The sequence below is a fragment of the Xylanibacillus composti genome (genome assembly GCF_018403685.1).
In the GTDB taxonomy this organism is placed as follows: Bacteria; Bacillota; Bacilli; order Paenibacillales; family K13; genus Xylanibacillus; species Xylanibacillus composti.
This window is the reverse complement of the sequence record NZ_BOVK01000054.1, coordinates 1-8,713: the sequence shown is the minus strand read 5'-3', so window position 1 is coordinate 8,713 and position 8,713 is coordinate 1. Positions and strand designations below refer to the sequence as shown.

At 43.8% G+C, this 8,713-nt stretch carries 10 protein-coding genes; 9 read left to right on the top strand and 1 reads right to left on the bottom strand.

Translation table 11 applies throughout. From position 1 onward, the window contains the following. Window positions 1-353: 353 nt before the first annotated feature. Genes XYCOK13_RS17210 through XYCOK13_RS17190 form a run of 5 tightly spaced genes read left to right on the top strand, consistent with a single transcriptional unit; the run spans window position 354 to window position 4,198 of the window. A complete protein-coding gene (locus XYCOK13_RS17210) occupies window positions 354-680 on the top strand; it encodes a ParA family protein (RefSeq protein WP_213413480.1) in 327 nt (108 codons plus the stop codon). Between the two features lie 36 nt (window positions 681-716). Next, window positions 717-1,061 (top strand): GIY-YIG nuclease family protein, encoded by a 345-nt coding sequence (locus XYCOK13_RS17205; RefSeq protein ID WP_213413479.1) that lies wholly within the window; start codon window positions 717-719, stop codon window positions 1,059-1,061. Further along, complete coding sequence (locus XYCOK13_RS17200; protein WP_213413478.1) at window positions 1,058-1,522, top strand: DUF6530 family protein; 465 nt, start codon at window positions 1,058-1,060, stop codon at window positions 1,520-1,522. The genes XYCOK13_RS17205 and XYCOK13_RS17200 overlap by 4 nt, the downstream gene beginning before the upstream one ends. Window positions 1,523-1,524: 2 nt before the next feature. Further along, a complete protein-coding gene (locus tag XYCOK13_RS17195) occupies window positions 1,525-3,564 on the top strand; it encodes an AAA family ATPase (RefSeq protein ID WP_213413477.1) in 2,040 nt (679 codons plus the stop codon). A 31-nt stretch (window positions 3,565-3,595) separates the two neighbouring features. After that, entirely contained in the window at window positions 3,596-4,198 is a 603-nt protein-coding gene (locus XYCOK13_RS17190; protein WP_213413476.1) for a helix-turn-helix domain-containing protein, read from the top strand. Window positions 4,199-4,319: 121 nt separating this feature from the next. Here the strand turns inward: XYCOK13_RS17190 and XYCOK13_RS17185 are convergent, their stop codons facing one another. Further along, window positions 4,320-5,162 (bottom strand): sigma-70 family RNA polymerase sigma factor, encoded by an 843-nt coding sequence (locus XYCOK13_RS17185; RefSeq protein ID WP_213413475.1) that lies wholly within the window; start codon window positions 5,160-5,162, stop codon window positions 4,320-4,322. A 185-nt stretch (window positions 5,163-5,347) separates the two neighbouring features. Between XYCOK13_RS17185 and XYCOK13_RS17180 the strand changes: the two genes are divergently transcribed. From XYCOK13_RS17180 to XYCOK13_RS17165, 4 genes are all read left to right on the top strand, one after another. Continuing rightward, the gene (locus XYCOK13_RS17180) at window positions 5,348-5,821 is read left to right on the top strand and encodes a carboxymuconolactone decarboxylase family protein (protein WP_213413474.1); all 474 of its coding nucleotides are present in this window, start codon (window positions 5,348-5,350) and stop codon (window positions 5,819-5,821) included. A gap of 44 nt (window positions 5,822-5,865) precedes the next feature. After that, window positions 5,866-6,513, top strand: coding sequence for an FMN-dependent NADH-azoreductase (locus tag XYCOK13_RS17175; protein ID WP_213413473.1), 648 nt, complete (start codon window positions 5,866-5,868; stop codon window positions 6,511-6,513). 618 nt (window positions 6,514-7,131) lie between these two features. Continuing rightward, window positions 7,132-7,854 carry a tetratricopeptide repeat protein gene (locus XYCOK13_RS17170; protein ID WP_213413472.1) on the top strand — a complete coding sequence of 241 codons (723 nt, stop codon included), beginning with the start codon at window positions 7,132-7,134 and terminating at the stop codon, window positions 7,852-7,854. 234 nt (window positions 7,855-8,088) lie between these two features. Then, the gene (locus XYCOK13_RS17165) at window positions 8,089-8,604 is read left to right on the top strand and encodes a hypothetical protein (RefSeq protein WP_213413471.1); all 516 of its coding nucleotides are present in this window, start codon (window positions 8,089-8,091) and stop codon (window positions 8,602-8,604) included. Window positions 8,605-8,713: the final 109 nt, after the last annotated feature.

The following is an 8,713-nucleotide window of genomic DNA, read 5'->3' as shown; positions in this document are numbered from 1 at the left end:
AAAATCTTTGACAGACCCGTTGACAATCCAAGATCAGAATTACGTAGGAATTATTGAATACTTACTTCATTTCGCTTTGTGAACGCAGCTATCATAAGGTTTTAGAGCCAGTTGAAAACTTATTCTTTCCTATTTATGATCTTGAAGTATAGCATTCAAGTCAATGGTGGTCCCTTCGGAGGCAATAAATATCAACGAAACGATAATTGAAGAGAAGTTAGTCTAATAAATGAATGCTCAAGAGAACGCCTTTTCTGTGGTGTTCTCTTTTTATATAGATACTCTTCAAAAAGCCGGTTGCCTGACAACATGTTCAGTGCAACCGGCTTTTTGCGTGAAAGGAGAATTGCCGGATGTCCAAGGTGATCGCCCTTGCCAATCAGAAAGGCGGCGTGGACAAAACGACAACAGCGGTCAATCTGGGAATCGGTTTGGCTGCTGAAGGGAAAAAGGTTTTGCTGGTCGATGCGGACGCGCAAGGCAACCTGACGGATTCGTTAGGGTTTCACGAACCGGACAACCTGCCGGTATCGCTAGCCGCAGCGAACAGCGTCAATATTCCCGTTCAGGCGCATTATTTGCCGTCGAAAGACATGACGAACCTTTGTAGACGATCACCCGCGTTCGTCGTCAAATCGCACAGCATCCATATGGTCTACGGAGCGTGGATTATTTTTTGATGTATATAGGGTCATACTAAAGTCGAGGTGAACAAAATGGATGCAAAAAGAAAAAAAGAACTTATGGAAATCTATAAAAATAGACATCCTGAAATGGGTGTAATCTCTTACCGTTGCAGAGAAACTGGCGAAGTATTTTTAGGTATCTCCAAAGATACAAATTCAGACTTTAACAGCACGAATATGAAATTGGCAGCCAACTGGCATCCCAATAAACGATTACAGGAACTCTGGAACAAATACGGCTCGGAAGGCTTTGAACTATCCGTTATTAAAGTATTACAGTATGATGACCCACATGAAGATCATACAGCAAAATTAGAAGGTTTGAGAGAGCAGTGTCTCGCTGCTGATGCTAATGCGAGGAGGATATGGCGATGAATGAAAAAGTTGTTATGATAGCAAATGATTATGAGCGTATAGATGGCAGAAACGCCTATGAATCCGGCATCAAACGGTTAACATTAGGTGCGCCTATGCTGGAGGAAAATAAAAAAATGCAGATTGCCGCACAGATTTGGAAAAATGATAACGATGGTGAATGGATTTTGGCCCAGGAGCTGCCCATCCATCAAATATTTGACATGATTATCTTTTTGTCCAGAACATTGCTTTACTTCAAGGAAGCTTATAGACTTCCACTTTTATATGACCCTGAGAATCCTAGCGTGGAACGTATTGGAATACAAGGTGGTGTATTACCTGTGGAAGTTTGTACTGACAATGAAAACATCAATAAGGATATCAAGGCATTTGCCCAGAGTCTGAACGATTTAGGAGAATTAATTGGGGAACGCGGGCGGGTACTAAGCCGCATTTTAGAAGAGTTGGAGTGTTATTAAATATGAAACAGACCTGTATTCTGTCAACTGCCAGGCAACTGACAGAAGAGGAACAATCCCTTGTCTGGAAAAAACCACCTTCACATATTGAGAGTGAGGCAGAAAAACGTATCTATCAGGAAGTAGTAAGAAATTGGAATCGCGGTGAAATGAAAATCAGTACCATTTTGCTGGAGGGAGATGCTGGTTCGGGAAAAACCCAGCTTGCTAAAGCTTTATCTGCTCATTTTAACTTGCCTTATACGAAAGTAACCTGTTTTGCAGATATGGATAAGTCCGATGTGCTGGGTTCTATTCTTCCGGTATTGTCGGAAAAAGATGATCAATCAGGTCCTGTTGAATATCGCTATTACCCTTCAGAAATTGTCCGTGCGTATGAAAATGGATGGCTTTTGGAGATTCAGGAACCTACGGTAATTAGGGATGCTGCTGTGTTAATGGCTCTAAATTCCGCATTAGAACCAGATGGCAGTCTAAACTTGCCTACCCGAATCGTACATCGGCATCCTGATTTTATTGCCGTTATCACAACAAACCGCGGCTACAATGGCTTCCGTCCTCTAAATGAAGCTTTGCGTGATCGAGTGCAACATGCAGAAAAACTGGATTTACCACCCAAAGAGGTTATGATGCAACGGGCCAAAGCGAAGACGGGTTATCAATCTGAACATGTTCTTGCTCTTTTAGCCGAAGCCATTATGCTGCTGGATGAAACAGCTCGGGCTAATGCCATCAAAGGTGTGGCTGGGATGCGTTCCTATATCTTCTGGGTTGATGCCGTTCAGAGCGGTGCCTCTGTACAAAATACACTATATCATAAGGTGCTTTACAAAATTACCACTGACACGCAGGAGCTTGCCATTTTGGAGCAGGCGCTGGCAAGTCATGGCTTGACGGAGAAGCTTGAGGAATTGGATATCATCTGTCCTTCGCATTCAGAGGGAGAGAATCCGGAAGTAATGGAGCTTCATATTTCCGATAACGGAGAATTCTCTGCCGAAACCGATCAAGTTGACAAAAATGCAGCGCGTCTGAGAAAATCAGTAGACAGCGAGGGGCATTCGGATACGAGCAGTGATGAAAATACCGATGTTTCTAGCAATGATAATGGAGAAAACGGCACCCCCTTTTATCATGAGCTTGATCCATCCGATACAAATGAACGACAAAAACAAGAATTTCGTAAACAATTGAACAGGGAAGCACGGCAAAGTGTTCAAGGCACCTGCCATGAAGAAATCAAGCTTATTGTCCACCGCCCGGAAGCAACCGCTCAAGACAGGGAAGAATATAACAGCCTGGTTGCAGCCTTGCTGCCAGTTATTCGGGAACTGATCAGAAAAACAAACCCGTTTTTAGAGCATGAAGTATCCGCTGAATTCGCCAAATCCCGGCTATATGGCACTAAATTTTGCGCGGATCAGGCCGCTTCTCTGGATTTTCGCGTATTTGCCCGCAAGCGCCCGCCGGAGGAAGAACCCTCCCTTGCGGTTGCTCTCAGGATTGATGAATCAGCGTCAATGTCGGCCTTTGGCCGTTTGGATGCAGCAAAACAGGCAGCCGTCGCTTTATATGAATTCTGCACAGGGTGCGGCATTCCGATCATGGTTTACGGGGATACGGCAGACCGCTCCAAGCAGGAGCAAATGTCCGTCTATGCCTATGTAGACTTCGAAAGCAAAGATGCAGATGAAAAATATGCTCTTATGAACATTCAGGCTCGCAGCAACAATCGGGATGGTATGGCATTGCGCATGATTTCTGATCGTTTGCTTAAGGCGCCTCAAAAAACCAAACTAGTAATCAGCATCAGTGACGGGCAGCCTAAGGCTATGCTTGATTATACAGGTGAAAAGGCAGCGCATGATATGAAACATACTTTGCAGGAATTTAGGCGAAAAGGCATCCAGTTCCTGGCGGCAGCGATTGGACAGGATAAAGAGGCTATCCGAGAACTATATGGTGCTGAAAACACACTCGATATAACCGATTTGAAGCAGCTTCCAGCAAGATTGGTCCAAGTCATCGCAAGGTTCCTGTAGTTTGTAACTAAGCAGAAATGGAGGTGGCGGCATGGACAGTGTGAAGATAGGCAAGTTAATTGCCAAGCTCCGTAAGGAAAAGAAGCTTACCCAGAAAAATATAGCAGATGCATTGGGTATTCAAAATAAAACGGTTTCGAAATGGGAATGCGGTTTAGGGTGTCCTGATCTGTCGTTGTGGCCGGAGCTATCTGCTATTTTGGGCGTTGATATGAAGCAGATGATGGAGGGTGAAATCACATCAAATCAGCCCGATAGCGGCAACATTGACAAAGTGCGTTTTTATGTCTGTTCTTCCTGCGGAAATATTTTGGTTAGCACAGGAAGTGCCTCTATCTTTTGCTGTGGAAGACAATTGGAACGTATATTGCCTATGGGTCCACCTGCCGCAACTAAAATCACAGTAGAGGAAATGGATACGGATTATTTTATCACCTTTGACCATCCAATGACCAAAGAACATTATATATCCTTTGTGGCCTTTGTTAAAAGCGACAGAGTATTACTGAACCGCCTTTATCCGGAGCAAAGTCCAACGTGTAGGATTCCTGTAAATACGGGCGGTAAACTCTATGTTTATTGCATCAAACATGGTTTGTCGGTATATTCAGATATTAGTCGAGCAGAACTGTGATTGTGCAGTCTGCTCTTTTTTCTGGAGGGTTTATACTAGGCTACCAGTAAGCTGAGTAAGGTAAATATGAGTGGAGTGCATAATAGGATTACAACGAATCAAGATCAAGCCTAACGGCCACTCAATCACTCAAAATCGTTAAGTTAAGTTGCTCGAGACGAGCAGAGTTTGAGATCAAATCGACCTCGGTGATTTTCTCGTCTTTTATTGTAAATTGGATCACGTACAGTAACCTCCCGCCTGGAGCTGCAATCGCCCCAATGCGTCCATTCACAAGGGCCACTTGCGCAGCTTTGGCGTGTCCCGATACCTTCTTGGCCAAGGAGGCGGCGCCTTTGGTCTCGGCTCGTACGCCCGCTTCTCGATCGTCTCGAAGCACGACATCCGGATCCAGCATCGCTACCAGCGAATCGAAATTCCCGGCGTAAGCGGCCGCCAGGAAAGCTTCAACTAGCTTCCGCTGTTGATTCAAATCGGTTTGGGAATCAATCGCATTCCCTCTTACCTTTTGGCGCGCACGGCTTGCAAGTTTTCTAGTGGCGAGTTCGGATTTCCCCACGATAGGTGCAATCTCGCTGAATGGCACGGCAAAGATATCATGCAAAACAAAGGCCATTCGTTCTGCTGGTTTAAGCTTATCTAATACAACTAGTAGTGCAAGTCCGACGGAGTCGGCCAGCAGTGCTTCTTGTTCAGGATTGTATCGGTCTTTAGCCAAATTTTCTGGCATATGCTCATCCATGTATTCCTCGCGCCTTGCTTTCCTCGAACGCAGCATGTCAAGACAAATTCGCGATGTGACTGTGGTCAGCCATCCGCCTAAATTCTCAATCTTGCTTCGGTCTGAACGGTGAAGACGCAACCACGTTTCTTGCACGGCATCCTCTGCTTCTGACAATGATCCGAGCATACGGTAGGCTATAGCCAGCAGATGATTTCGCTGCGATTCGAATTGTTCTTCCATACGACTGAATCCTCGCTCCTCTTTCATCCTGTTTCTATTTGTGCTTCTTACCCTATTGACGAATATAGTTCAGCAAACGTGACAAAAGCAAAATGTCGTGACGGTCACACTCTCATCGTACGACACGTCAAGATAATGTGAGGCCGAATCAAGGGCTCGATAACATCAACAAAGGAGTGTTTCCGATGAAATCCAGAACAAGAAATCCGGTTATTATTTTACCTGAAGCGGGTCAAGCCTTGCAGTCGCTGGGCAAGGCCTTGTTTGCTTCAGCCGAGGACAACAAGGTGCCGGCCCGTACCCTCTTCCTTGCCTACCTTCGCGTTAGCCAAATCAACAGGGATAGCGTCTGCGTGGATCTTCATTCCCGCAATGCGATGGCAGCAGGTGAATCGATTGAGCGGATTTTAGCCGTTTCTGCTTGGCGTGAGACAACAAATTTTTCAGAGGCGGAACGTGCGGCGCTGGCACTCAGCGAGTCGATGACTCGACTGCATGATCAGATCGATCCTGTACCTGAAGAAGTGTATCAAGAAGCAGCCCTTCACTATGATGAGGCGGCCCTGGCTACGCTTATTACCGGGATTGCCACGGCCAACCTTTACAATAGGCTTAACGTCGCTACCCGTCAAGTCGTGGACGTCTTGTCCCACAAATAAATGGGCATTCGCCACACAATCGGAAATGGAGGTTCTCTTTCAATATGGCAACAGTGCTTTACATTACAGCTCACCCACGCGATGACGAGCGATCTTATTCCATGACAGTAGGAAAAGAATTTGTGCAAGCTTATCGTTTAGCTCGTCCGCAGGATGAGGTGGTTCATCTCGATTTATATAAAATGGATATCCCGCATATAGACGCTGATATTTTGGATGGGTGGGATAAACTGAGAACCGGTATGTCTTTCGAACAACTAACGCTTGCGGAGCAAACGAAAATCGGACGTATCAATGAACTTGTAGATCAATTTGTAGCCGCAGATAAATATATCTTTGTCAATCCCATATGGAATTACTCCTATCCGCCGGTGATGAAAGCATATCTTGACACGATCTGCATCGCGGGCAAGACATTTAAATATCACCCTGATGGAAGCAGAACCGGCTTGCTTGGCGATAAGAAAGCCGTTCACATTCAAGCTAGCGGAAGTGTGTTATCACCTGGATCAAACACGATCAGCGAAGGTTTTGAAATGGGGCATCGGCATCTAAATGTCATTATGGATTTTGTGGGACTAACTGACTTTCAAGCTGTTTTTGTTGAAGGTACGGCCGAGCATCCTGAGCAAGCAACGCAGTTTAAAGAAGAGGCAATTCAAAAAACGCATCAAATAGTGGAGAACTTCTAAGAGAAGAATTCCATAAGACGAGGGAAGTTGATTTATCAGCTTCCCTTTAGTCAGTTAGTGTTGAATACAACTACGAAGGTCAAAGGGCAGATATTTAACACTGCATTCATGCACCGGGGCTGACGCCCTCGGTCGCAGAAGGGGGTTCTAGGAAGCGGTTGTTGCGATAACCTCCTACGTTGGGTTCGTGAATGCGGAAACGTTATAAGAAATAGGTGCTGAATAAATTCAAAACCAAGGTTCTTGTTGGATATAATAAACTGTTAAGTTATAATCAAGCTAAAGGAGGCAGAGTTTGATGAGCATACCCAATGACGGTTGGATCTCGCGGAGACGTATCCAAATGAATAACTACAATCATTGAGTATTCGACAAATAATTGCGTCGAGTACTTTTTAATTTAAGCGCATAATGGGAGTAATTCAAGGATGGCACCTACATCTAATAACAAAGTGTTCACGTATCGGTGGACAAGCCCCCTCGGGCCCGGAAGATACGACGGGGAAGCAGTTGCCGGGCCACATTCGCACCACCTAACCGCATTGCGGACCTTAAAGTGGCGGGCGTCATGAAAACGGAAACGTGATCCGGTAACCCAACTTAGCTGGGAGGTATTCTATGAAGCTTTTCAACTTTTTTAAGCGAAGTAATAAAAGATCAGAGGAGTCATCACATAACAATACTTCTTCAAATCTGTTGTTTTCTCATGATTTAGAGGAAGCTCAAAAACGATTAAATGAGACGGACTATCAAGGTGCAATATTATATGCTGAAAGACACATGAACTCTGAGAATAGAGAAGTAATGATTGAAGCTCATAAACTAACTGCATTAGCTAACTTTCGACTGGGGAATTATAACAAAGCGGCGAAATTATACGAAGCTGTTACAAGGAATAATGGTCATGATGTTCATACTTGGTTTAACTTAATGACGTCTTCGATACTTTCAAGAAATATCGAATTAGGTGTAAAGGCATTTAAAGTTGCAGTTGACCTGAGGGAGAAATCTACAAATTCCAATGATATATCTATTCCGCATATCAAATATTATTACTGTCGTGCCATGGCCGAAATAAATGAATATGAACTGGCAATTAAAGAATTAAATGATTTGATGGAATACTATAAGCAGCTGAAGGTAACTGACGTTATGTTTTTGTACATGAGGGGTGTTCCATCTTTAGCACAAACCATGGAAGCAGCAATAATAATACTGAATGGACTTGGTAATTCAGTTGACCATGAAATATGGATAGAAAATATTCAATCCGAGCTGGATGAGGAAGGAAAAAAATATTTAGAAGAGATAAAGAAGGAGTTTTCTTCCGTTCTTAATTAAATGGATGATATTGAGAGAAATCTCAATAAAGCAGGTTCGTCATATATCATTGTGTTTGCATCGGCGGACAAGCCGCCTCGGTTCCGGAATAAGTCGAAAGAGGGAATAGTCGAGACACATCGGCACCATCCAACCGCATGGCGGCCAGTCACTACGTTCTCAGGAAGGTGGGACGTTGTGAACACGGAAACGTTATCCGAAAGAACCGATAGATAAACTTGGGGGGGGGGCTCGGTGAAGAATACAAGGATACTAATAACCTGCATAATAGTATTACTTCTTGTTCTCCTATTGGCTGGATATCTCTATATTGATTTCAGGGATCCATTAAAGAGTAGAGGTATGTCTTACTATAACAATGAAACAAAGCATATATTCATAGAAATAATAAATGAGGGTTTTGCCGATATACGCTTGACAGATATTTCTATCAACGGTGATAATAGACCCCAAGCAGCAAACTTAGGATTGAGCTTTACGGGGAGACTCGTTCTTGGTGGTATTGAGGATGATCCAAAGTCCCAATTTGTAAGTATTGATGAAGTCCCAATTAGCCGAAAGTTATCAATGGATGAAATAGAGCAATTAATTAATGAAGAGAACAATAATATCCCCATTCATTATGGGATACAAATCATAAATGATGAGGATATTGAGGATATTACAATTAAATATAAATATATGGGTATCACAAAAACGATCAAGTCCAAATTTATGTGTAAATTCCCTCAGCTAGATTGTGCTACATAATGCGTGTTACTTTTGAAGCGGACCTAGGGCGATTCTCGCGCCATTCTAGATACTCTGCCATGTCGAGATACTTCTTTCCTGCAGCCCACTTCTCATCTTGCTCCATGAG